Annotated in this window: 21 protein-coding genes and 1 riboswitch; of the genes, 10 read left to right on the top strand and 11 right to left on the bottom strand. The window is 46.1% G+C overall.

Annotated elements, in window-relative coordinates; all coding sequences use genetic code 11:
- The first annotated feature begins 563 nt into the window (after positions 1-563).
- Entirely contained in the window at positions 564-2153 is a 1590-nt protein-coding gene (purH, locus tag AACQ81_RS07290; RefSeq protein WP_237386803.1) for a bifunctional phosphoribosylaminoimidazolecarboxamide formyltransferase/IMP cyclohydrolase, read from the top strand.
- A 31-nt stretch (positions 2154-2184) separates the two neighbouring features.
- The gene (gene purD, locus AACQ81_RS07285; RefSeq protein WP_237386802.1) at positions 2185-3468 is read left to right on the top strand and encodes a phosphoribosylamine--glycine ligase; all 1284 of its coding nucleotides are present in this window, start codon (positions 2185-2187) and stop codon (positions 3466-3468) included.
- 30 nt (positions 3469-3498) lie between these two features.
- Here the strand turns inward: purD and AACQ81_RS07280 are convergent, their stop codons facing one another.
- From AACQ81_RS07280 to hemE, 5 genes are all read right to left on the bottom strand, one after another.
- Positions 3499-4200: a DUF1481 domain-containing protein gene (locus AACQ81_RS07280; RefSeq protein WP_237386806.1), complete on the bottom strand. Its 702-nt coding sequence runs from the start codon at positions 4198-4200 to the stop codon at positions 3499-3501.
- Positions 4201-4217: 17 nt separating this feature from the next.
- The gene (hupA, locus tag AACQ81_RS07275) at positions 4218-4490 is read right to left on the bottom strand and encodes a nucleoid-associated protein HU-alpha (RefSeq protein WP_010848914.1); all 273 of its coding nucleotides are present in this window, start codon (positions 4488-4490) and stop codon (positions 4218-4220) included.
- 186 nt (positions 4491-4676) lie between these two features.
- Positions 4677-5267 carry a YjaG family protein gene (locus AACQ81_RS07270; RefSeq protein ID WP_237386801.1) on the bottom strand — a complete coding sequence of 197 codons (591 nt, stop codon included), beginning with the start codon at positions 5265-5267 and terminating at the stop codon, positions 4677-4679.
- 76 nt (positions 5268-5343) lie between these two features.
- Positions 5344-6021, bottom strand: coding sequence for a deoxyribonuclease V (nfi, locus tag AACQ81_RS07265; protein WP_237386800.1), 678 nt, complete (start codon positions 6019-6021; stop codon positions 5344-5346).
- A 4-nt stretch (positions 6022-6025) separates the two neighbouring features.
- Positions 6026-7090, bottom strand: coding sequence for a uroporphyrinogen decarboxylase (gene hemE / locus AACQ81_RS07260; protein WP_237386799.1), 1065 nt, complete (start codon positions 7088-7090; stop codon positions 6026-6028).
- A gap of 444 nt (positions 7091-7534) precedes the next feature.
- Between hemE and dcp the strand changes: the two genes are divergently transcribed.
- Entirely contained in the window at positions 7535-9739 is a 2205-nt protein-coding gene (gene dcp, locus AACQ81_RS07255; protein WP_237386805.1) for a peptidyl-dipeptidase Dcp, read from the top strand.
- 130 nt (positions 9740-9869) lie between these two features.
- Here the strand turns inward: dcp and nudC are convergent, their stop codons facing one another.
- Positions 9870-10646 carry an NAD(+) diphosphatase gene (nudC, locus tag AACQ81_RS07250; protein ID WP_237386798.1) on the bottom strand — a complete coding sequence of 259 codons (777 nt, stop codon included), beginning with the start codon at positions 10644-10646 and terminating at the stop codon, positions 9870-9872.
- A 240-nt stretch (positions 10647-10886) separates the two neighbouring features.
- Between nudC and AACQ81_RS07245 the strand changes: the two genes are divergently transcribed.
- The 7 genes from AACQ81_RS07245 to thiH all read left to right on the top strand — a co-directional run bounded on the left by AACQ81_RS07245 (position 10887) and on the right by thiH (position 17450).
- On the top strand, positions 10887-11558 hold the full coding sequence (locus tag AACQ81_RS07245) for an HAD family hydrolase (protein ID WP_237386797.1): 672 nt from the start codon (positions 10887-10889) through the stop codon (positions 11556-11558).
- Between the two features lie 53 nt (positions 11559-11611).
- Positions 11612-11736, top strand: a riboswitch (TPP riboswitch).
- Positions 11737-11884: 148 nt separating this feature from the next.
- A complete protein-coding gene (thiC, locus tag AACQ81_RS07240; RefSeq protein WP_237386796.1) occupies positions 11885-13861 on the top strand; it encodes a phosphomethylpyrimidine synthase ThiC in 1977 nt (658 codons plus the stop codon).
- On the top strand, positions 13845-14519 hold the full coding sequence (thiE, locus tag AACQ81_RS07235; protein ID WP_237386795.1) for a thiamine phosphate synthase: 675 nt from the start codon (positions 13845-13847) through the stop codon (positions 14517-14519). Before thiC ends, thiE begins: the two co-directional genes overlap by 17 nt.
- The gene (locus AACQ81_RS07230) at positions 14513-15337 is read left to right on the top strand and encodes a HesA/MoeB/ThiF family protein (RefSeq protein WP_237386794.1); all 825 of its coding nucleotides are present in this window, start codon (positions 14513-14515) and stop codon (positions 15335-15337) included. The genes thiE and AACQ81_RS07230 overlap by 7 nt, the downstream gene beginning before the upstream one ends.
- Positions 15334-15534 (top strand): sulfur carrier protein ThiS, encoded by a 201-nt coding sequence (gene thiS, locus AACQ81_RS07225; RefSeq protein ID WP_237386793.1) that lies wholly within the window; start codon positions 15334-15336, stop codon positions 15532-15534. Before AACQ81_RS07230 ends, thiS begins: the two co-directional genes overlap by 4 nt.
- Before the next feature lie 27 nt (positions 15535-15561).
- Positions 15562-16329, top strand: a complete 768-nt coding sequence (locus AACQ81_RS07220) for a thiazole synthase (protein WP_237386792.1) — start codon at positions 15562-15564, stop codon at positions 16327-16329.
- On the top strand, positions 16326-17450 hold the full coding sequence (gene thiH, locus AACQ81_RS07215) for a 2-iminoacetate synthase ThiH (RefSeq protein ID WP_237386791.1): 1125 nt from the start codon (positions 16326-16328) through the stop codon (positions 17448-17450). Before AACQ81_RS07220 ends, thiH begins: the two co-directional genes overlap by 4 nt.
- A gap of 109 nt (positions 17451-17559) precedes the next feature.
- Here the strand turns inward: thiH and AACQ81_RS07210 are convergent, their stop codons facing one another.
- The 5 genes from AACQ81_RS07210 to AACQ81_RS07190 form a co-directional block, all read right to left on the bottom strand.
- Positions 17560-18156, bottom strand: coding sequence for a DUF1349 domain-containing protein (locus AACQ81_RS07210; RefSeq protein WP_237386790.1), 597 nt, complete (start codon positions 18154-18156; stop codon positions 17560-17562).
- A 14-nt stretch (positions 18157-18170) separates the two neighbouring features.
- Positions 18171-19280, bottom strand: a complete 1110-nt coding sequence (locus tag AACQ81_RS07205; RefSeq protein WP_443089537.1) for an MFS transporter — start codon at positions 19278-19280, stop codon at positions 18171-18173.
- A 192-nt stretch (positions 19281-19472) separates the two neighbouring features.
- Positions 19473-20123 carry an HAD family hydrolase gene (locus AACQ81_RS07200; protein ID WP_237386788.1) on the bottom strand — a complete coding sequence of 217 codons (651 nt, stop codon included), beginning with the start codon at positions 20121-20123 and terminating at the stop codon, positions 19473-19475.
- A 24-nt stretch (positions 20124-20147) separates the two neighbouring features.
- Positions 20148-21209 carry a zinc-dependent alcohol dehydrogenase gene (locus tag AACQ81_RS07195; protein WP_237386787.1) on the bottom strand — a complete coding sequence of 354 codons (1062 nt, stop codon included), beginning with the start codon at positions 21207-21209 and terminating at the stop codon, positions 20148-20150.
- Complete coding sequence (locus AACQ81_RS07190) at positions 21209-22459, bottom strand: aspartate aminotransferase family protein (RefSeq protein WP_237386786.1); 1251 nt, start codon at positions 22457-22459, stop codon at positions 21209-21211. Before AACQ81_RS07190 ends, AACQ81_RS07195 begins: the two co-directional genes overlap by 1 nt.
- Between the last annotated feature and the right edge of the window lie 155 nt (positions 22460-22614).

Below are 22614 nucleotides of genomic sequence, written 5' to 3'. Positions count from 1 at the left end.
TGTTAGTTCATAATGAATTAACTGTTGTTCACTCTTCAAGACTTGGTAATCTTTTTCGCCTTGCGGCGTGAGATACAGTCCTGCGAGTGCCCACACAGATTGTCTGATTAACTTGTTAAAGAGCGGGGCAACCGGGAAGTGACTTCCGGGTTGCGAGGCTGCGTATCTTACGCTGTTTGCCTCCGGAGTCAAGCGTTTATTTTCGCTCTTTTCCGACTTCCCGCCGCGGCCTGTCTCAGCGCAGCGTCGGTCAGTGGTGGCGCATTATAGGGGGTTTTCCGCCGCTGACAAGAGTTTTTTTCAAAAAAATTACTGCTCGCTGCATTACACAGCAAAACGCCAGTTTATACCATATTACACACAAAGTTATCCACAATTTGATATTTTGCTAAAATTTGTCGAGCATCACGCAAACGTTTTCGTTACAATCTGAGAAGGAAAAATCGCCACATGATTTTTTTAGGTTGTTTTGAAATGTTATTGCTTAAGCCATTTTTTTCTCTCAATCAGTGGATTTTCTCAATAACACATTCTTGTTTTATGAAATTCAAGGGATCACACCAATGCAACAGCTTCGTCCTATCCATCGCGCCCTGCTGAGTGTTTCTGACAAAGTGGGGGTTGTTGAATTCGCCAAAGCCTTATCTAAACGCGGTGTCGAACTGCTTTCAACAGGGGGCACTGCTCGCCTACTGGCCGAAGCCGGACTAAATGTCACTGAGGTTTCCGACTACACGGGTTTCCCCGAAATGATGGATGGGCGGGTTAAAACTCTTCACCCTAAAGTTCATGGCGGCATTCTAGGCCGACGTGGGCAGGATGATGATGTAATGGCAAAACATCAGATTGCCCCGATTGATATGGTGGTCGTTAATCTTTATCCCTTCGCCCAAACCGTCGCAAAACCAGACTGCTCCCTGGAAGATGCCATCGAAAATATTGATATCGGTGGCCCGACAATGGTTCGCTCTGCGGCTAAAAATCACAAGGATGTTGTGATTGTTGTCAATAGCCAGGATTACAACAATATTATTGAGGAAATGGATAGCAACCAAAACTCGCTGACGCAACCTACCCGCTTTAATTTAGCCATCAAGGCATTCGAGCATACAGCCGCTTATGACAGCATGATTGCTAACTACTTTGGCACACTGGTTCCCCCTTATCATGGTGAGACAAGACAACCATCAGGGCGTTTTCCCCGCACTCTGAATCTGAACTACATTAAAAAGCAAGATATGCGTTATGGTGAGAACAGCCATCAAGATGCAGCTTTCTATATAGAAGAAGAAATTACTGAAGCTTCGATTGCTACAGCAACCCAATTACAGGGTAAAGCGCTTTCTTATAATAATATTGCGGATACCGACGCTGCGTTAGAGTGTGTAAAAGTATTTTCCGAACCTGCCTGTGTGATTGTCAAACACGCCAATCCTTGTGGTGTTGCAGTGAGTACTGATATTCATACCGCTTATGACCATGCTTTCAAAACTGATCCTACTTCCGCATTCGGTGGCATCATTGCGTTTAACCGAGAATTGGATGCTGATACCGCGAAAACTATTATCGAACGCCAATTTGTTGAAGTCATTATTGCTCCTTCTATTAATGAAACAGCCTTGCCAATTCTGGCGACCAAACAAAATGTCCGTGTTCTGGCATGCGGAGAATGGCACTCACCAGTTGCAGAACTCGATTTCAAACGTGTTAACGGTGGATTACTGGTACAGGATCGCGATTTAGGTATGGTAGACGAGGATGATCTGCGGGTTGTCTCCAAACGCCAGCCAACGAAACAAGAAATGCAGGATGCGCTGTTCTGCTGGAAAGTAGCAAAATTTGTCAAATCCAATGCCATTGTTTATGCCAAGAACAATATGACAATTGGTATTGGCGCAGGGCAAATGAGCCGTGTTTACTCAGCTAAAATAGCGGGTATTAAAGCGGAAGATGAAAGATTAGAGGTTAGAGGCTGTGCCATGGCTTCAGATGCCTTTTTCCCGTTCCGGGATGGCATTGATGCCGCAGCCGCAGTAGGTGTGAGCTGTGTCATCCAACCGGGTGGTTCCATTCGGGATGATGAAGTTATTGCTGCTGCTGATGAACACGGTATCGCAATGATCTTCACTGGCATGCGTCATTTCCGCCATTAACAATCTTTCGCCTGAATAATAGGAGCCTTAAATGAATGTATTGATTATCGGCAATGGTGGAAGAGAACATGCGTTAGCATGGAAAGCGGCACAATCACCTTTGGCAGATAAGGTTTATGTCGCACCGGGTAATGCAGGCACTGCGCTGGAAGCGAATTTAGAAAATGTGAACATTACCGCGACCGATATTGATGGATTACTGAAGTTTGCCCAAAGCCATGATATCGGTTTGACCATCGTGGGGCCTGAGGCTCCACTGGTTATCGGTGTAGTTGATGCTTTCCGGCAAGCAGGGCTAACTATTTTCGGCCCGACAAAAGCGGCGGCTCAACTCGAAGGTTCCAAAGCCTTCACCAAAGATTTCCTCGCCCGTCATCATATTCCCACCGCAGCCTACCAGAATTTCACGGAAATTGAGCCAGCACTGGCCTATTTGGAAAAAACGGGAATTCCGATTGTCATTAAAGCGGATGGCCTGGCTGCTGGTAAAGGTGTCGTTGTCGCCATGACTATAGAAGAAGCGCAGAATGCCGTTAAAGACATGCTGGCAGGTAATGCGTTTGGTGATGCAGGGCATCGTATCGTCATTGAAGAATTTTTGGATGGCGAAGAAGCCAGTTTTATTGTCATGGTTGATGGTAAAAACGTGGTTCCTATGGCTACCAGTCAGGATCACAAACGTGTAGGTGACGGCGATACCGGGCCAAATACCGGCGGTATGGGCGCTTACTCACCAGCCCCTGTCGTCACGAATGATATTCACCAATGTGTCATGGAAAAAATCATTTACCCTACTGTCGAGGGAATGGCAGCCGAGGGGCGTACTTATGTCGGCTTTCTCTATGCTGGCCTGATGATTGATAAACAAGGTGAACCCAAAGTCATCGAATTTAACTGCCGTTTTGGTGATCCTGAAACTCAACCCATTATGATGCGTTTGCACTCTGATTTAGTCGAACTTTGTCTTGCAGGGGCACAAGGCCAATTAAACGGGAAAATATCCTTATGGGATCCCCGCCCGGCATTAGGTGTTGTACTGGCGGCAGGAGGATACCCCGCCAATTACGCTAAAGGTGATGTTATCAGCGGGTTAGCGCAAGATACAGAAACCGATGAAAAGATCTTTCACGCAGGGACAGATTTTAAGGATGAAAACGTTGTCACTGCAGGCGGGCGTGTTTTGTGTGTCGCCGCTTTGGGCAACGATATTGCCGAAGCACAGAAAAAAGCCTACCAGAGAGTGGGGCACATTAACTGGGAAGGGTGTTTTTACCGCAAAGATATCGGCTATCGAGCGATTGCCCGCTTGAAATAAGTCAATTCTACACCGACGAAAGTAACAGCTTTACAGCTTATCTTTCGTCGGTTCCCAACGACAAAAATCATCATTGGCGACCAACAATAACTGTTTTCCCGCTGACGAATCCAGCCAAGCAATAGTCAATGAGCCAGAGCTATTACTTTGCCTTTCCTTAAGCCATTTCTGATCATCAGGTTCAAACTCAATGGATAATTGTTTCCCCGAACAAGCAGTAACCTGACCGTGCTGCCAGTGCCCCTGTAATAGCTTACTTCCTTTTGCAATTAAGGAGTTGCTGACGTCCAGTACCTGCCTGGCATCAAGCTGTAGACGTTTCACATCATTATCGGAAAGTATTTCATTACGTTCTTTTAATTGCCGCAGTTTAAAAATGACTGCGTTGTTTTGATCGATACGCAATGTTTCCTCAATTGGCGTTTTATCACTTAAGGAATTACCAAGCACATTGCGACGGATTTGCCACAAACTGCCATGACGATATTCGTAGAAAGTAACAGTAGTACTTTTATTATGATAGGGGCTGTAAACGCTCATAATGACCTGAGGCTTACTATTTTGATCATTCAGTCGCCATAAACGGATAACGCCGTTATCAGTTACAAGACCACTGGCGTTGAAAAGTGGTGTTTTGGGTTGAATCGAACAGGCGCTGAGCAAAGAGATGAACCCTAATGCTAACAGCCCCTGTAGAATCAACAAAAGGGGTTTTAAATATCCCCCTCTCATTTTTTTTCGCAATGAGATTACTTAACTGCGTCTTTCAGTGCTTTACCAGCGGAGAAAGCAGGTACGTTTGCTGCTGCAATTTTAATTTCTTTACCAGTCTGTGGGTTACGGCCTGTACGTTCTGCGCGGTGGTTAACTTTGAAAGTACCAAAGCCTACCAGCTGCACTGCATCACCATTTTTCAGGGATTCAGTGATTGCATTCAAAGTTGACTCCAGAGCAGCTTTAGCCTGAGTTTTAGTCAGATCTGCGCCTGCTGCAATTGCATCAACTAATTCGGTCTTATTCATAGATTATCCTTACAGTGTGTTTATCGTTTGCAAAGCATCGAGTGCGACGGATATGCCGATTTGACAGCACCCCTGCATACACGCACCGATAGCCACTTCTTTTCGCCCCCCAATGTAGAACAGAGTGAGGGCAAATGTGAAGCCTTTAAATACGGCAAATCAAGCATTAAGTCACGTTTTTATGAGTTATTGCTCCAAATTTATGCCGATATTGCTAACCTCCGATTCACGGAGATCAGCTTTTAATCCTTTAATTAGTTCGATGTCCCGTTCTTCGCAATTAGCCAATAAACGGTAAATTTCCCATTGAATGTCCCACTCTTCTTCAATGGTAGGTAATACTTTTAATTCATCCTCAGTCATTTCCCTACCAGCCTGCGTCATTTCCAGCATAGCAACAGTACGGACGGACATTTCACTGACAGCTATTGCATGTTCTAACGTCGAGCCACTCAAACGAGAATGAATTGCTTCACTCAATGCAATGCACGCATCAATCGCTGGATACACACCATAAATATCATAACTCTCTGATGATGGGATAATGGTCTCTAACTTTTCCAGCTGACTATCAAAATTCACTTTTGCATCTTTAACGACCAATACTTCCCACACAAGATCCAAAATACGGCGATACTGTAAGGGGTCTGCAAACCCACTCTGGAGACAAAACACCTGATAGTTTGGATACATCCGCTCACATAGACTAGCCATAAAAGTCAAATGTTGCCAACTTTCAAGCTTCTCCAACCTCAGGTGGATCGGGTTTCTTAACATTGGTCGTTACTCATAATGCTTAATTTGCGCCGAAGTTTACCTGAAAATCAAGAATATCCACACATTTCCGCCACAATTATAGATTTTTCTGCATTGTTTGCTTAAAAAACGGCCTATTTGAGGCGATCCCATCCGCCCAACGAGTCGGTTCAGGGAGTCTATAACCTTTCATACACTGTTCAACCCAGAATACCGCGCTGTTAATACTGATCTGATGACCGATGGAAATATAGAGCGGATTACATCTTTTTTTGCTGCGGAATACGACACCGATCTGTTCACCACGATCCACCAACGGCTGACGACTTCCCGGAGCATCTCCTACAGATGCATGTTCACCACACAGGCGGCTTTTTGCTACACCGATTGTTGGAACATCCACCAGCAATCCAAAATGGCTGGCTATTCCAAAACGTCGGGGATGGGCAATCCCCTGACCATCCACCATAAGCAAATCAGGCCGCAGTCTTAATTTTTGCCATGCAGCCATCAATGCAGGATATTCACGAAATGAGAGTAAGCCGGGGATATAAGGAAGTACTGTGTCAATTCTGGCGATTTGGTATTCGATCAATTCTAATGAGGGATAGTGCAAAACCGCAATAGCGGCACGCGTCACCGCACCGCCATCTTCAAACCCAACATCAGCACCCGCAATCAACTTTGGCGTAAAAGATGTAGAAAACACATCATGGCGGATAACCTGCCGTGATGTCTCTATCTGTTCCTGACGTAGTGCCTTTGTGTCAATCATAAAGTCATTGATGATATTTTGCTGAAAGTCTGTGTACTGCTTCGACAAAGGCACCGGCATGCTCTGGTGGAACATCCTGATGAATGCCATGTCCCAAATTGAAAACATGCCCGTTGCCTACACCAAAATCTTGTAAAATTCTCGAAACTTCTTCTTCAATTCGTGCCGGTGCAGCATACAGCGTAGATGGGTCCATATTACCCTGTAAAGCAACCTTATCTCCAACACGACGGCGGGCATCAGCAATATTCGTCGTCCAATCCAACCCAAGTGCATCACACCCCGTTGCCGCCATCGCCTCAAGCCATTGGCCTCCCCCTTTGGTAAACAGGGTAACAGGCACACGACGGCCTTCGTGTTCACGGATCAACCCATCTACAATTTTATGCATATATTGCAGGGAAAACTCCAGATAAGCGCGATGAGATAAGACTCCACCCCAAGTATCGAAAATCATGACAGATTGAGCGCCCGCTTTAATTTGCGCGTTTAGATATAGAATAACGCTGTTTGCCAATTTATCCAGTAACATATGCAATGTCGCAGGTTCAGCATACATCATGGCTTTAATTTTGGTAAATGCCTTGCTGCTTCCTCCTTCAACCATATAGGTTGCCAGTGTCCACGGGCTACCGGAAAAACCGATCAGAGGAACCTGACCTGCCAACGCCTTGCGGATCGCACGAACAACATCCATCACATAGCCCAGCGCCATTTCTGGATCAGGGACAGGCAATTTTTCCACATCGGCATGATTAAGAATCGGAGATTGAAAACGTGGCCCTTCTCCTGCTTCAAAATAAAGCCCCAACCCCATCGCATCAGGAATAGTCAAGATATCAGAAAACAGGATCGCAGCATCCAGAGGAAAACGGCGCAGGGGCTGAAGCGTGACTTCGCAAGCCAGCTCAGTATTTTTACATAACGAGATGAAATCTCCCGCCTCCTGACGTGTCGCTTTATATTCTGGTAAATATCGACCGGCCTGACGCATCATCCACACAGGTGTGATATCAACAGGCTGACGCAATAAGGCACGCAGATAGCGGTCGTTTTTCAACTCATTCATGACAGGCTCCCTTTGATTATCGACAAAAAGCGTGTGCATGATAACACGTCGGAAACCGAACTTCCGTCTTGACCTCCAATAAATAAACGTTCAAGCAGCAACACCTGTAGTCTTTCAAACTACGGCTTTATTGGCTTAACTCGAAATCCATTGGGTATATAACGAACAACACCGGCTGAAAAAATTTATGGGCGGAGTCACAAAACCCGGAACAAGGACTATGCCCACCAGCTCATTGCCTCCATTATGTTACATTTATGTTACCAACGTGTTATACGAAGGAAGGGCTTCTCACGTTGCCATCATCCTTCATTGTTCGCGCTCTTCAGTAAATCGTTAAATGAATTGATTTACGTTAGTTAATTGACTGCATCAAAGTACTTATGAAGTTATTTTCATTGATAAATAACCTATTAGACGACCTACATGGAGGAGTTTCGATTGATACGTTTATCCACTTTAGTACTGGCTATTGGCTTGGCACTAGGCACTCAGGCGCAGGCCGAAGAAAATAAACCGGGTTCTGATCACACGAACGCATCAAGTGATCAGGTAAAGGAGGTGAGTGTGAGCGGTGAAGCTAATCAACAGCAGTACAAGAGCAAAAACCCTTTCTTCTCCACAAGCGAACTACCATTTCAGGCTCCTCCGTTCGATAAAATAAAAGAAACAGACTATGCACCCGCAATTACTGCCGGTATTAAACAGAAACTGGAAGAGATCGGGAAAATAGCCAATAATCCCGCCACGCCTGACTTTGAAAATACATTTGTCGCACTGGAGAAATCAGGCGCAATGTTGACACGGGTAATTAGCGTATTTGGAGCGATGACATCAGCTAACAGCACTGACAAACTACAAAAACTGGATGAGGATGTTTCACCAAAGCTGGCGGCGATGAAGGATGAAATTATGTTGAACAGTAAACTGTTCAACCGTATCAAAGCTGTTTATCAGCAGCGCGAAACGTTGAATCTGGACCCGGAATCGCGCCGATTGGTGGAAGTGACTTATCAACGCTTCGAGTTAGCAGGGGCTAACTTGTCTGATCCGGATAAAGTAAAGTTAAAAGCGTTGAATCAGGAAGCAGCAATACTCAGTACCCAGTTCACCAATAAATTGCTGGCAGCAACCAAGAATGGCGCGCTGGTGGTTCAAGATAAAGCCTGGCTGGGTGGGCTATCCGATGGCGAAATTGCTGCGGCTGCTCAGGCTGCCAATGAGCGTAAGCTAGACAACCAATGGCTGTTGGTATTGCAAAACACCACTCAGCAACCACGTTTGCAAGACCTGAAAGATCGCAATACACGTAAGGCGTTATTTGAAGCCTCGTGGAGCCGAGCCGAAAAAGGTGACGATAATGACACGCGTCAAACCCTGAGCCAATTAGCGAAGCTCCGTGCTGAGCAGGCTAATCTGCTGGGCTTCCCGGATTATGCATCGTGGAAACTGCAAAATCAGATGGCAAAAACGCCTAAAGCCGCGCTGAAATTTTTACGCGATATCGTACCAGCGGCAACGGCACGCGCTGAGCGCGAGGCCAAAGACATTCAGGCAGTGATTGACCAGCAAAAAGGAGACTTCAAGCTGGAGGCTTGGGATTGGTCGTTTTATGCTGAACAGGTACGCCAAGCAAAATATGATTTGGATGAGTCACAGATTAAGCCGTATTTCGAGCTGAATAACGTTCTGAACAATGGCGTATTCTATGCTGCTAATCTGCTGTATGGCATCACTTTTAAAGAACGTAAAGATATTCCGGTTTATCAACCCGATGTCCGCGTGTATGAAGTTTTCGATAAAGACGGGAAGCCGTTGGCGTTGTTTTATACCGATAACTTCAAACGTGACAATAAAGGGGGTGGAGCTTGGATGAATAATTTTGTCGGTCAGTCAAAGCTCATTGGAACCAAACCGGTGATTTACAACGTCACCAACTTTACCAAACCTGCGCCGGGCCAGCCCGCACTATTGTCGTATGATGAAGTGATTATCCTGTTCCATGAATTTGGGCATACCTTGCACGGCATGTTTGCCGATCAGAAATATCCGAGCCTGTCCGGTACCAATACCGCCCGTGATTTTGTGGAATTTCCCTCACAACTTAATGAGTACTGGGCGCGTGATCCAAAGGTATTTGCCCATTACGCCAAGCATTACCAAACCGGTGAAGCCATGCCACAGGCGTTGGTGGATAAGATCAATAAGGCTGACAAATTCAACAAAGGTTACCTCATGACCGAGCTGCTGTCAGCCGCATTGTTGGACATGCACTGGCATATGCTGGCCGCTGATCAGCCACAGAAGGATGTAGATAAATTTGAAGGGGCGTCTCTGCAACAAGACAATATCGCTCTCAGCTACGTGCCCCCGCGCTATCGTTCCAGCTATTTCAAACACATTTGGGGTGGCGGCTATGCTGCCGGCTATTACGCTTATTTGTGGACAGAAATGCTGGCAGACGATGCCTTTGCCTGGTTTACCGAACACGGAGGATTGACGCCAGAGAATGGCCAACGTTTCCGCGATAAGGTGCTGTCACGTGGCAATAGTGAAGACCTGGAAAAGCTGTATATCGACTTCCGCGGTAAGCCACCAAGTATTGAGCCTATGCTAGAAAACCGGGGCCTAAAGGAACAAAAAGAATAAGGTATATTGCCATACCTTATGGGTTTTAAAATGAAGGGGATATACAGTCACAGTTGTATTAGCCGTTGCCGGTTATCCCCTTGCAGATCCGAACATGTTTTTAAAAGGCCTTTCTCAACTCATTGAGTAATTAACATGACTGCTGGCGACATAACGCAACCGTATCTTCAATTAAACGACGGGAAATCGTATCAGAAGGAGGGATCAAAGGAAGGTTATCGTAGCGATACCAGTCTGCGCTGATAAGTTCAACGGGATCAATTGTAATTTCACCACTATCATAATCGGCCAAAAATCCTACCATCAAGGAGTTCGGGAAAGGCCATGGTTGAGAAGCGACATATCGCAAGTTACGGATTTTAATTCCACTCTCTTCCATCACTTCGCGATGCACCGCTTCTTCCAACGTTTCACCGATTTCCACAAACCCAGCAAGCACAGTATGAATACCATTTCGGCTACGCTGGTGCTGTGCCAACAAAATATGGTCATCACGACGAATGCCAACAATAATACTGGGAGCAATTTGTGGGTAATAACATTCCTGACAGTGATTGCACAAACAGGCCCATTCATGTTGACTATGCTTCATTTCATGACCACAGTAACCACAATAATGATGTGAACGATAAAACTCAGCCAATTGCACAGCACGCCCTACCAATTGAAATAATTTGGTTTCCCGATCAACAAATAAGCGGTGAGAAGACATATCTGAAGCCATTTTATGGCGGATCAGCCACACTGTATCCCCCAACCATTCTCCGATGGGCTGCGCCATGTGGTTCTGCAATGACCATTCGCGGGCAGTCCCTGTTGGTAATTCCCCCTGTGGTAGCCAGACTTGATTCTCAAGACTGACAATCCACCAGCCCTGTTCTGTACCTGTCAATTTTTGCTGTATCATCATCTATTCCATCATGAGTTGTACGATTGTCTTCATGGCATTTTGTCCAAATTCAGCATACTCTTTTCATTATCTTCCGTCTGCAATCTGCTCTATTAGCCACCCTAATTAATACTCATTTATACTCTTCGTCTTTCAAGTGTCATTTTTGTTGACTGCTCTACAAATTGAAAATTTGCAGGTATACGATCCGAATTAAATAAATAAAAATACATTAAATTAAATTGAGGAATATCAACCATGTCACAGAGAATTGCCGTATTTGATTTAGATGAAACATTAATTTGCAAAGATTCCGGCCGGTTATGGACACAATATCTATGGGAGAAAAATATCATTACTGATCCCCGTTTTCTTGAGGCAGACCAGAAAATGATAGCTGACTACTGTGCAGGTAAGCTGGATATGCACAAATATCTGGCATTCAGCATGCAGGCACTGCACAAAATCTCCCAAGAACAAGTAGATATCTGGCTAACTGATTTTGTAGAAACAAAAATCAAACCACTCATCTATCCCGCAGCCCAAAAACAACTGGATACTTACCGGCAGCAAGACATTCCCATCATTATTATTTCCGCCACCGTCTCTTTCGTGGTAAAGAAAATTGCAGCTGCATTCGGTGTCCAAACCGTAATGGGGATCGATATGGTAATGGAAGAGGGTTGCTATACCGGTAATGTTCTGGGAACCCTCACTTTCCGCGAAGGAAAAGTCACCCGCTTGCAGCAATGGCTATCAGAACAGAATTTATCTCCGCAGCATATTTCATTCTACACAGACTCTATAAATGATTTACCAATGTGTTTATTTGCTGACGAAGTTTTTACCATCAATGCAGACCCTCGTTTGCAATTGGAAGCCGAAATTCACGGATGGACGCAATTGAACTGGACTTTAGAGTCATACTAAAAGGTTACAGTTAAAGGTTGTAGTTTTTATAATCCCCTTTATACTCTGGGGTGTTTTTCTTGTCGGAGTGCCTAGCGTTCAGCGTATACCACGATGGACACAGGCTGAGACCGTTTATTCGGGATCCGCAGAACCTGATCGGGCTAATACCCGCGAAGGGAACAAGAGTAATCACCTCGCTGATTATTACGTACACCTATGACAGCATCGTGTACAAACCATGTTCAGCTACAAACCATTACTCCCTGCGAGCTCCAGACAAGCAATTTTCTCAACTTAAGCCTGACCAGCAATGAGACAGGTGATAACACAGTCAGGAATTTGCTATGTCTAAGTCCAATAATACCGCTATTTCAAATACCATTATCCCAACAGCTGATATTTCGCCAAAACCCCATCAGGCAAGGCCGCGCAAGGCTCAACGAGATGCCGCACAGACGTTTATCAACACCGTTCAAGGGGTGGCTTTTCCCAATTCAAAACGTATTTATCTTGAAGGCTTACGCCCTGATATCCAAGTTCCGATGCGTGAGATCCAACTTTCCTCTACACTCACCGGCGGCACCAAAGAGAATCCCCAATTTGAGGAAAACGAACCAGTTCCGGTTTATGACACCTCAGGCCCTTATGGCGATCCTACTTCCGTACTGGATATACAAACGGGATTGCACAAAATCCGCCAATCGTGGATCGACGAACGCAATGATATTGAACCCGTTTCCACTCTTAGCTCCGACTTTACCCAACAACGCCTCGCAGACGCAGGGCTTGATCACCTGCGTTGTCGCCATCGCCCGCATCCGCTGAAAGCCAAGCAAGGAAAGCGCGTCACCCAATTGCACTATGCGCGCCAAGGCATCATCACACCAGAAATGGAATTTATCGCACTGCGCGAAAATATGGGGCGTGAACGCATTCACAGTGAAGTGCTCCGCCAACAACATCCGGGACAAAATTTCGGTGCCAATTTACCGGAAAACATCACACCAGAATTTGTTCGTCAGGAAGTGGCGGCTGGTCGCGCGATTATCCCCGCCAATATTAACCACCCAGAATCCGAGCCAATGATTATCGGCCGCAATTTCCTGGTTAAAGTAAATGCCAACATCGGTAACTCCTCCGTGACTTCGTCCATCGAAGAAGAGGTGGAAAAACTGATTTGGTCTACCCGCTGGGGCGCAGATACCGTGATGGATCTCTCCACCGGACGCTATATCCACGAAACCCGCGAATGGATACTGCGCAACAGTCCGGTTCCTATCGGCACTGTCCCGATTTATCAGGCACTGGAAAAAGTTAACGGAATAGCGGAAAACCTGACATGGGAAATGTTCCGCGACACTTTATTGGAGCAAGCCGAGCAAGGAGTTGATTATTTCACCATTCATGCCGGTGTATTGCTGCGCTATGTTCCAATGACCGCCAAACGGCTGACAGGCATTGTTTCCCGTGGTGGTTCCATCATGGCGAAATGGTGTCTTTCCCATCATCAGGAAAACTTCCTCTATACTCACTTTCGGGAAATCTGTGAACTCTGCGCCGCCTATGACGTTTCCCTTTCTTTGGGGGATGGACTGCGCCCTGGGTCAATTCAAGATGCCAACGACGAAGCACAATTTTCAGAACTGCACACGCTCGGCGAGCTGACCAAAATCGCATGGGAATACGATGTTCAAGTCATGATCGAAGGGCCGGGGCATATCCCGATGCAGTTAATCCGCCGTAATATGACGGAAGAGCTGGAGCATTGCCACGAAGCGCCATTCTATACCTTAGGGCCACTGACAACCGATATCGCCCCCGGTTATGACCATTTCACTTCCGGCATCGGGGCTGCCATGATCGGTTGGTTTGGCTGTGCCATGCTGTGTTACGTCACCCCCAAAGAACATCTCGGCTTACCCAATAAAGAAGATGTGAAGCAGGGGTTGATCACTTACAAAATCGCGGCCCATGCCGCTGATCTTGCCAAAGGCCATCCCGGTGCTCAAATCCGTGACAATGCCATGTCAAAAGCACGTTTTGAATTCCGCTGGGAAGATCAATTCAATCTGGCACTTGACCCTGATACCGCCCGCGCCTATCACGATGAAACCCTGCCGCAAGAATCCGGCAAAGTCGCCCATTTCTGTTCTATGTGCGGGCCAAAATTCTGCTCCATGAAAATTACGCAAGATGTACGCGATTATGCAGCAAAACTAGAACAGGAAGCAGGAATGGAACATATGTCGGAAGAATTTCGCACCCGTGGCAGTGAACTTTATCACAGCGCAGATGAGGTGCCCCATGAAAAGTCAGCCTGACACATCAACACATCTATCAGCTCCTTTTGCTCCGACAGCACAACGCTTGGGGCTTTATCCTGTCGTGGATTCCCTGATATGGATTGAGCGCTTACTGAAAGCAGGCGTCAGAACCCTGCAACTGCGTATCAAGGATCAACCAGAAAAGCAGGTAGAGAAAGATATTCAAACTGCCATAACACTTGGCCGCCACTACAACGCCCGTTTGTTCATTAACGATTACTGGCGCTTAGCTATTAAACACCAAGCCTATGGCGTTCATTTGGGACAAGAAGATCTGGATATCGCTGATCTCAATGCCATCCGGCAAGCGGGATTGCGTCTGGGTATTTCCACCCATGACCAACAGGAACTGGCGCGGGCAAAAGCCCTGCGTCCTTCTTATATCGCACTGGGGCATATTTTCCCTACCACCACGAAAGAGATGCTTTCATCACCACAGGGACTTGACGCACTCAAACATCAAGTGGAAATAACACCGGAATACCCTACCGTTGCCATTGGCGGCATCTCACTGGAACGCGTACCGGATGTTGTTGCAACCGATGTCGGTGGCGTGGCACTGGTCAGTGCCATTACAAAAGCGAAAGACTGGCGGCAGGTAACAGCCAGTTTACTTCATTTAGTTGAAGGTCAGGATCGGGGGCTTTTATGTTAAACGATCAAGAATTTATGCGTTACAGTCGCCAATTATTACTGGAAGACATTGGCCCTGAAGGTCAGGAAAAACTAAAAATCAGCAAGGTACTGATTGTTGGCCTCGGTGGATTAGGCTCACCTGCAGCACTCTATCTCGCAGCAGCGGGAGTCGGAACTCTTTATCTTGCGGATGATGACCAATTGCATATTTCCAATCTGCAACGCCAGATCCTCTATCGCACAGGTGATATTCCCGCAAATAAAGCAAAGTTGGCAGTAAAACAACTAACAGGCCTGAACCCACTGATCACGGTAACAGAACTGACCAAAAGGCAAGATAATGAATCTTTGTTGAACGCGGTCAGGAAAGCAGATTTAGTACTGGATTGTTGCGACAACATGGCAACCCGCCATGCCATCAATGCCGCTTGCGTTGCAGAAAACAAACCACTTATCAGCGGCAGTGCCATCGGTTTCAGCGGGCAACTGTTGGTTCTCTCCCCTCCTTATCAGTACGGCTGCTATACCTGCCTTTATCCCGATCAGGAAGAACCGCAACGCAATTGTCGGACAGCCGGAGTATTAGGTCCCATCGTTGGTGTGATCGGCGCATTGCAAGCATTAGAAGCCATCAAGATGCTGGCTGGCCTTCCCTCTCCCTTAAACGGAAAACTCCGGTTATTTGATGGCAAACAACAGAGCTGGGGTACGTTACAGCTTACCCGGTCATCACAGTGCCCGATTTGCCGAGCGGTTGCCCAACAAGCCACTATTGCAAAAAATGAGCCTGAAAACGCGAATAGCGGCAAAAATGAGACAGGAAAAGAAATCGCATGAATATTATCGTTAACGATCAACCGATCACACTCAGTGCGCCCGTCACAATCAGACAGTTGCTTGAACATATACAACGCACTCAATCAGGTATCGCCTTAGCCATCAACCAGGCCATTATCCCGCGTTCAGAATGGCATACCCATCAGGTTAATGACGGGGACAGTATCCTGCTGTTTCAGGCCATTGCCGGTGGTTAATGTAGCGAATATTGTTGGAGTCTAATTATGTTAAAGATTGCTGATTCTCACTTTCACTCCCGCCTGTTTACCGGAACCGGCAAATTCTCGAATGCAGAATTAATGATCGAATCGATCCGCGCTTCTGGCAGTCAATTAGTAACAATGGCGATGAAACGAATCGATCTTCATGGCAATGAAGATGGCATTCTCGCGCCGCTGCAACAGTTGGGTGTTAAGCTGCTCCCCAATACTTCTGGCGCAAAAACCGCAGAAGAGGCGATATTCGCCGCTCATCTCGCGCGGGAAGCATTGGGAACCAACTGGGTAAAACTGGAGATCCACCCCGATGTCAAATACCTGCTGCCCGATCCGATTGAAACGCTGAAAGCGGCTGAACAATTAGTGAAAGAAGGGTTTATCGTCCTGCCTTATTGTGGTGCGGATCCCGTCCTGTGCCGTCGGCTGGAAGAGGTTGGCTGTGCTGCTGTCATGCCATTGGGGGCACCTATCGGCTCAAATAAGGGCTTGCTGACCCGCGACTTTCTGCAAATCATCATCGAACAGGCTAACGTTCCCGTCGTTGTTGATGCAGGTATCGGGGCGCCGAGCCATGCGCTGGCCGCCATCGAAATGGGCGCGGATGCGGTGCTGGTCAATACCGCGATTGCAGTTGCCCGCAATCCGGTAAAAATGGCATTGGCGTTCAAAACCGCCATTGAAGCCGGCGAACTGTCACATCAGGCGGGTGTAGCAAGCCAGAAATCTCACGCTGAAGCTTCCAGCCCGCTGACTGATTTTCTGGGGGCATTATGAAATCCGCCACTTTTCGCCGGCGCTGGGAACAATTGGATTGGGATGACATCACCCTGAGCATCAACAGTAAAACATCACAGAATGTTAAACGCGCACTAAATAGCGACCGTCTGACTCTGGATGATTTTATGGCACTGCTTTCCCCCGCTGCTCTGCCGTATCTTGAGCCGCTCGCCCAGCGTGCGCAGCAACTCACCCGCCAGCGTTTTGGTAATACCGTGGGATTTTTTATCCCACTCTACCTTTCCAACCTGTGTGCCAACGACTGTACCTATTGTGGTTTCTCCATGAGTAATCACATTAAACGCAAGACGCTGGATGAACAGGAAATTGAGGCGGAATGTCTGGCACTGAAGAAACTGGGATTTGAGCACATCTTGCTGGTAACAGGAGAGCATCAAAACAAAGTTGGCATGGATTATTTTCGCCGCTATCTTCCCTTGATACATCGCCATTTCAGTTCAGTCTCAATGGAAGTCCAGCCATTGGCACAAGAAGAGTACGCCGAACTGAAAACTCTGGGGCTGGATGGCGTGATGGTCTATCAAGAAACTTATCACCAACCCAGCTATCAGTTGCACCATTTAAAAGGCAAAAAACAGGATTTCCACTGGCGGCTGGAAACACCAGAACGCCTTGGACGGGCAGGTATCGACAAGATTGGATTGGGTGCTTTGATCGGGTTATCCCACAATTGGAAAACCGATTGCTATATGGTAGCGGAGCATCTGCTTTTCCTGCAAAAACAATTCTGGAAAAGTCGTTACTCCATCTCCTTCCCACGGCTACGCCCCTGTGCAGGCGGCATTGAACCAGCTTCCATCATGAATGAAGCCGAATTGGTGCAATTGATTTGCGCATTTCGCCTGCTGGCACCAGATGTAGAACTTTCACTTTCCACCCGCGAGTCACCTTTCTTCCGTGATCACGTTGTGCCACTCGCGATCAATAACCTCAGTGCAGGTTCCAAAACCCAACCGGGCGGCTATGCCGATGGGCATCACGAGCTGGAACAATTCGCTCCCCACGACAATCGTCCCGTTTTTCAGGTCGCTGAGACCTTAGCCAGATCCGGTTTACAACCCGTCTGGAAAGATTGGGATAATTATTTGGGTCGGTAATTATCTTAAAGAATCGTTCTTTGAGGTGCTGCAACCACAGCACCTTATCTTTTAATGCGCCAAAATAAGATCATAATTGGATAAAAAACCATTAGTACGTCATAACACACTAACTCAAATCATGCAGGTGTTTTTTCATTGATGGCGTCAACCTGAAATCAGAAAATTTCACCTGTAACCCTTCACGCTCCGGCGAGCAACACATTGCGCCAACAAAAATGCGCCGATTACTCACCTTAAAAGGAGACAATCTCAGTAACGGCCATGTCACACCATCAGTGGAATACTGTAACCGGATAGCATCCTCTCCATAAGTGAGCCGCAGCCAAAACTTATCGGGATTACCCGGAAAAATTCCCATCGCCCAGTCTGAGCCTCCATTTGTCAGCACACTACCAATGGTTGCCTGCCCGTCAGAATGTTCGATTCCGGCTTTCAGCCAATGTTGCTCATCCACCAGCAACATAATGCCAGCCTGATCGTATAACTGCTCAAACTGGCCTTCAATGCAAAACTGAACGGTAAAACCATATTCAAGCTCAAAATCATCAATATAGCCACCAAATACATGACCACTGTGACGCTGAAAACCATACCATGTATCACGCCAGAAATCGGTTTTATGATCCGTCGTGACATGAAGTTCATCTTCCTGATGCCACCATGAAGCAGGTTCATTCAACCACTGGCATTCCTGCAAATTCATCAATATTTATCCTGTTATTTTTTGGTGGGATTAATCAAACCATATCCCGCTAATAATGAAAGAGACAGCAAAGCAATCCAGCCAAAAGCGCCATGCAACGTTATTTGATGGGCTAAACCTCCGATAATTGCCGGGCCAAGCAGTATCCCCGAGTATCCCATTGTCGAAACGGCAGAAACTGCTAACGCATCAGGCATTACTTTTTGCTGCCCGGATGCGGTGAAAAACATCGGTGCCAAGTTAGACAACCCTGCACCTATCATCAGGAAAGAAATTCCCAGCTGAAGCATGCCAGTAGCCAGATAGATAAGAACAAAACCGGATGTTGCTAAAATTGCGCTGCCCAAAAATACACGCCGGTATCCAAAAGCCGCAATAATTCTATCGCCCAACAATCGGCCGCATGTCATCGTAATGGCGAAGAGTGTGTAGCCAAAACCAGCCTGATGGAGACTCATGTCATGTACGCTACTTAGCAAGATCCCGCTCCAATCCAGCATGGAACCTTCCATTAAATAAACGACAAAACAGAGAGAGCCAATCAGAATAACAGTGCCCCGGGGTAAGGCAAAAAATGGCGTTTCCTCCGTTTCAGCGTGATCCAGTAACCCATTCCACGTCGGCAGCAACAACAGGATAATGAATAACGCCACAGCAACGGTGACCTGAAATGGAGGAATGCCCATAAACAGCAATAAGCTGACAAGACCTGCACCGGCAATCCCCCCCAAGCTGAACAACGCATGGAAACCCGACATAACCGGCTGATGCACCTGTTTCTCAATATTAACCGCATGGATATTGATCACTACATCGGTCGCCCCAATTCCTGCTCCGAATAAAAATAAGGTACAAGCGAGTGCCAATGGTGTAGAGAACACACTAAGCCCCGGTAATATCAAAATTGCCAGCAAGGCAAAGAAGGTAAAAACCTTCCGGCAACCAAAACGAGTCGCCAGCATTCCGGCAATCGGCATCATAATGAAAGAGCCGATACCAAATATCAATATCAGCAACCCCATTGAGCCATCACTCAACCCCAATCGTTCCTTTACCAGCGGGATCAGTGGTGCCCAACTCGCAATGCTGAATCCTGCAATAAAAAACGAGAGCCGCGTTGCCATGATCGGCTGCTTTATCGAAGAGGCTAAATATTCTTCAGACAACTTAATTCCTCCAAATTATATTCTTTTAAAGCTATTCTTTTTTAAAATCATGCCCTCCCCTAAATTTATCGAAGGGCACCAAAAAAGACATCCAATGTTTATCATCAAAGCATCACATTAACTTGGGACTAATACCTTCAAGCAATACTTTCAAACAATACCTTCAAACTGGGGAATATCCGCTAACTTCACAATAACGCCGGTAGCCTGCTCATATTGCTCTGTCAGAGACAAAGCGTGAGGCCAGGCATATATCGACGGAATACCAGCCTGTTTTGCCGCCGCAATCCCCAAATCAGTATCTTCAATCACTAATGTTTGATGAACATCCATCGCTTTCAGCTTCAGCATAGCCAAATAGGGATCAGGAAAAGGCTTGGTTCTTTCTACATCATCACCCGAAATCAAGGCTGGCAGTTCATGCAGATCCAGCAGAGCAAGATTGGTTAAACACACATCACGCGGTGCCGTGGAAACAAATCCAAAATTAGTACCATTTTGTTGCAGGGCAGCAATCAGATTAGTAATTCCCGGACGCAGATAATGCCCTGACAATTTTGCTTTATAGCGCGAAATAATTTTTTGGGTAATGTCTTGTTGCATTGATGATGGACATCCAACCTTATCCAAAGTTTCCGCCAGACTGAGTCCTATCAATTGCTGTGGTTGAATATCCGCTATTTGGTCTGGTGCTTGTTCGCCTAATGCATCAGACAGTACATCAAGTAATACGTCAAAGTGCAGTTGTTCACTATCAACAATAACGCCGTCGATATCAAAAATGACATTCCATTTATCCATCAAAAATAGCCTTCAAAAAATTCATTATTTTAAGTCGGATATGCGTATCAATACCTTGCAGTTTGGGGTACTGAGCGGTATTTGAGTTTTTGCCGCGATATCACAGCCAACTGTGAGGAAAGCTTGTTGATAATCTTTTAAATCAAACACATGGCTAATCAAGCGTCCTACGGGAATGATACCATCACGGATCATGGCATAAGCGCGTTCAAAGCTGTTGTTCAAAGAATCAATGGAGCCGATGACAGAGAGGCTTTTATCGGCAATTTTCATAATATCTAAACTGGAATGTTTATCTTTCAGGGCTACATTCAGTAACTTTCCACCGGGAGCCAGATGGTCAAAAATATACTCGGTCAATTGCCCTGTCGTATCGACGCATAAATCAAGCAACATTGCCGTATCGCCATACTCCTGAATCAGCGCTTCATCAAAATCGGAATATAACTGACATTCCGGCGGCAAATTATTTTTGGCAAACTGCCTCCGGCTCTCATTTTTCTCAACCATAAATGCCTTGACGCCCCGCTCATGCAATGCCCAGATATACAGCATTCCCATAGGGCCGGCACCCGCTACTGCCGCGCGAATATTCGTGTGGGTGATCCCAAGTTTATCCACTCCCGTCAGTGTGCAACTCAATGGCTCTGTCAACGACGCGTCTTCCATGCTGACATGTTCATCCAGCTTGATTAGCAGATTTTCTTTTGCCAGATATTGGCCCGCAAATGCACCATCATAGGAAACTCCGGCTTCCGTCCCCATTTTTTTCTCACAATGATTAGGGTTTCCTATTTGGCACATCCGACAATGCCCGCAAGAATAAGTCGGGTTGATTACAACACGATCTCCCACTTGAAACCGGGTCACACCTTTGCCGACTTGAGCAACTATGCCAGCGGTTTCATGGCCCAGCGTGGTTCCTGATACAGCAACAGGATAAGAATCAGTAATAATCCCCACATCTGTGCCACAGATCCCACACACCGCGATATCAACAACAACGTCATCAGCTTCGACACAAAACAACGGATTAACTTGTTGGATCCGGACATTCCATGCCTGATGGTATTTAAGCGCTAGCATTATGCAATCTCCCTATATACAGGTGCAGAGGCAGTTAATTCTGAGAATGTCAGATCCAGCTTATGCAGGATTTCATTCAAATGTGCCTGTGTACAAACCAGTGGTGGACGGACTTTAATTGCTTTCCCTTTACCATAACGGGAACCGCGCAAGATCAAATGGTGCCGACTGGCAGTTGCAATCACTTGAGCCGCAAAATCGGGAGATGGTGTATCGAATCCATACATATAACCTACCCCCCTGACCTTCATGATTTCCGGGTATTTATGTTGTAACCCCAGTAATCCATTGCGCAAATAGCTTTCATTTTGTTGTACATTTTCCAAAATGTGATCATCTTCAATAATGTCGATAATTTCATTGAGGGCAACCAAAGAAAGAGGATTAGCACCAGAAGTACTCGAATGTTCAAACGATTCCAATACATCCAGTGAATGACGCATCAACACACCGCCAGCCGGAATACCGATAGCACCTGCACCTTTAGCAAATACGATGATATCCGGCTCCAGATCCTTGGCATAACCCGTCGATGCAAAGAACGTTCCTGTACGCCCAAAACCTGTTTGCACTTCATCTGCAATAATGATGATGCCATGCTGATGACAGATATCTCTAATCTTACGGAAGAACTCGACAGGGAAAACAGTATTGCCGCCATTCCCCTGAATTGGTTCAATAATCAGACATGCGATATTGTCGCTAGAGCCTAATTGAATGAACTGTTCCAAATCGACAAACGGCACTTTTTCCGACTGTGATTGTGATTCTGCCAAAACACTGTCGGGTGCCGGAATTTTTATCGAGCCATCAATATTGATATGGAAATCTTTTATTCTGAATGCATTACCAGAGATCTGCGCTGTCGCCAAAGATTGACCATGATGTGCAAGAAAGAACGAAATAATGCCTGAACGCCCAGTGGCTTTTTGCGCTATACGGATGGCACACTCAACCGCCCCAGAACCGGAAACATCCCTAAACCAAATACGATCTATTCCTTCCGGCGTATGTTTCACGAGTTTACTCAAAATATACTGCGACATTTCATGCGTATAAGCCGAACTCAAATGCGTACATCTATCAATTTGCTGTTTGAGCTTTTCTGCAATCCTGTGATTTGTATATCCAAGCGGCAAATTAAACGTTCCTGATGCTGCATCAATATATTTTTCACCGTCAATAACCAAGTAAGGGCCTTGGCCAATAAAACGGGAAAGCATATCTTCAAGATGGTTCTTAATTTCCATAATGACTCACCACTATTAGTTATTTTAAACAATAAAAAAATACCCTGCTGTGATGAGATTAAGCGCATTTAAATCGGATTACGATCACAAAAAGACCACAAAAAATATTAAATATTTTTAAAATTTAATTTATATTTTAACGGCATATACTCCTT

Source organism: Xenorhabdus sp. Sc-CR9, assembly GCF_963897815.1.
In the GTDB taxonomy this organism is placed as follows: domain Bacteria; phylum Pseudomonadota; class Gammaproteobacteria; order Enterobacterales; family Enterobacteriaceae; genus Xenorhabdus.
Note: the sequence above shows the minus strand (reverse complement) of the source record. Positions and strands in the feature narration are given on the sequence as shown.

What these genes read in the sequence shown, in the direction of transcription:
- thiE (WP_237386795.1), top strand. Translation starts at nt 13,845, where the DNA reads ATGAAAAGTCAGCCTGACACATCAACACATCTATCAGCTCCTTTTGCT.
- nudC (WP_237386798.1), bottom strand. Translation starts at nt 10,646, where the DNA reads ATGATACAGCAAAAATTGACAGGTACAGAACAGGGCTGGTGGATTGTC.
- hemE (WP_237386799.1), bottom strand. Translation starts at nt 7,090, where the DNA reads ATGAATGAGTTGAAAAACGACCGCTATCTGCGTGCCTTATTGCGTCAG.
- AACQ81_RS07230 (WP_237386794.1), top strand. Translation starts at nt 14,513, where the DNA reads ATGTTAAACGATCAAGAATTTATGCGTTACAGTCGCCAATTATTACTG.
- AACQ81_RS07270 (WP_237386801.1), bottom strand. Translation starts at nt 5,267, where the DNA reads ATGTTAAGAAACCCGATCCACCTGAGGTTGGAGAAGCTTGAAAGTTGG.
- AACQ81_RS07195 (WP_237386787.1), bottom strand. Translation starts at nt 21,209, where the DNA reads ATGCTAGCGCTTAAATACCATCAGGCATGGAATGTCCGGATCCAACAA.
- AACQ81_RS07280 (WP_237386806.1), bottom strand. Translation starts at nt 4,200, where the DNA reads ATGAGAGGGGGATATTTAAAACCCCTTTTGTTGATTCTACAGGGGCTG.
- AACQ81_RS07200 (WP_237386788.1), bottom strand. Translation starts at nt 20,123, where the DNA reads ATGGATAAATGGAATGTCATTTTTGATATCGACGGCGTTATTGTTGAT.
- AACQ81_RS07245 (WP_237386797.1), top strand. Translation starts at nt 10,887, where the DNA reads ATGTCACAGAGAATTGCCGTATTTGATTTAGATGAAACATTAATTTGC.
- thiS (WP_237386793.1), top strand. Translation starts at nt 15,334, where the DNA reads ATGAATATTATCGTTAACGATCAACCGATCACACTCAGTGCGCCCGTC.
- purD (WP_237386802.1), top strand. Translation starts at nt 2,185, where the DNA reads ATGAATGTATTGATTATCGGCAATGGTGGAAGAGAACATGCGTTAGCA.
- AACQ81_RS07205 (WP_443089537.1), bottom strand. Translation starts at nt 19,280, where the DNA reads ATGGCAACGCGGCTCTCGTTTTTTATTGCAGGATTCAGCATTGCGAGT.
- thiH (WP_237386791.1), top strand. Translation starts at nt 16,326, where the DNA reads ATGAAATCCGCCACTTTTCGCCGGCGCTGGGAACAATTGGATTGGGAT.
- thiC (WP_237386796.1), top strand. Translation starts at nt 11,885, where the DNA reads ATGTCTAAGTCCAATAATACCGCTATTTCAAATACCATTATCCCAACA.
- hupA (WP_010848914.1), bottom strand. Translation starts at nt 4,490, where the DNA reads ATGAATAAGACCGAATTAGTTGATGCAATTGCAGCAGGCGCAGATCTG.
- AACQ81_RS07190 (WP_237386786.1), bottom strand. Translation starts at nt 22,459, where the DNA reads ATGGAAATTAAGAACCATCTTGAAGATATGCTTTCCCGTTTTATTGGC.
- AACQ81_RS07210 (WP_237386790.1), bottom strand. Translation starts at nt 18,156, where the DNA reads ATGAATTTGCAGGAATGCCAGTGGTTGAATGAACCTGCTTCATGGTGG.
- purH (WP_237386803.1), top strand. Translation starts at nt 564, where the DNA reads ATGCAACAGCTTCGTCCTATCCATCGCGCCCTGCTGAGTGTTTCTGAC.
- nfi (WP_237386800.1), bottom strand. Translation starts at nt 6,021, where the DNA reads ATGATTGACACAAAGGCACTACGTCAGGAACAGATAGAGACATCACGG.
- AACQ81_RS07220 (WP_237386792.1), top strand. Translation starts at nt 15,562, where the DNA reads ATGTTAAAGATTGCTGATTCTCACTTTCACTCCCGCCTGTTTACCGGA.